Source organism: Caulobacter sp. HMWF025 (genome assembly GCF_003060965.1).
Lineage (GTDB): Bacteria > Pseudomonadota > Alphaproteobacteria > Caulobacterales > Caulobacteraceae > Caulobacter.
Genome location: NZ_QAII01000147.1, coordinates 11,603 through 12,491, shown reverse-complemented (window position 1 = coordinate 12,491; position 889 = coordinate 11,603). Strand labels below are relative to the sequence as shown.

General features: G+C 58.0%; 1 protein-coding gene. It reads right to left on the bottom strand.

Annotated features, from left to right (window positions below):
- Nucleotides 1–250: 250 nt before the first annotated feature.
- Complete coding sequence (locus DBR10_RS15460; protein ID WP_108504718.1) at nt 251–745, bottom strand: DUF2199 domain-containing protein; 495 nt, start codon at nt 743–745, stop codon at nt 251–253.
- Nucleotides 746–889 lie beyond the last annotated feature (144 nt).

Sequence of the window (889 nt, the reverse complement as noted above, 5' to 3'; positions counted from 1 at the left end):
GGCCTCCTCGACGGTGAGGTTTTTCAGGGTGGGCGGGGCGTCGGTCATGGGCGTGGGCTCGGTTGCAGGCTCGTCATCCTAACGGTCATCCCGGACGCGTGCGTAGCGCGAAGATCCGGGACCACTGCGTGAGCTCCCAACCCATCGTCATTCCCGCCCTGAAATGCGGGAATGCACCGCTACCGACAAAGCCGGTCGCCGGTGCCGAAAGCTGACCTTCCGATCTTCTATTCTGGGTGGTTGACGGACCCTAGTGCATGTAGGCCGCGTACAGTTCAGCCACGCGTTCAACGGAGATGCCTGTCCGTTGCTCTAGCGCAAGCGGATGGTCCGTCGGCTCCAGTTCGATGTAGGGGCGAAGTCCGTTATCCCTGAGGTGAACCTTCGCTTTGAGCTCTTCGGTATCGGGATAGGTTTTGAAGGCCGCCGAGAGCCAACCAAAGTAAGGACCGTACGTCGACCTAGATGGCGCACCTTGCACGGCGAGAAACTCCTCAAAGTGTTCGCGATTGAGGGAAACCCATACGCCCCAAATGAAGGGCTCATCAGCTCCATCAACCGGAGTTTCTATACAGCCCCGCACAAAGAAGAACTCTTGATCGATGACGCATGTATCCGCTGTCAAATCGCATCGAATATCTCGATCCGCATCCGGAACTGCATAGTAATCAAGGGGCGCAGAAGCTCCAAAGCCGGGCATGCCTTCGTGCCAGTCATCGCAGCTCGCGCACTTGAAACGGAACATCTCTTCCACCTCGCTAGCCTTGGCCTAGCTGCGCAAAAGATGGCGTGCAAGGACCGACTTGGGTCGTGAGGAGCCATCAGCACAGGCGCCGAAACCAGACCTTCAGATCGCCACTGCTAGTCATTGTCGGTCTCGGTGAACACC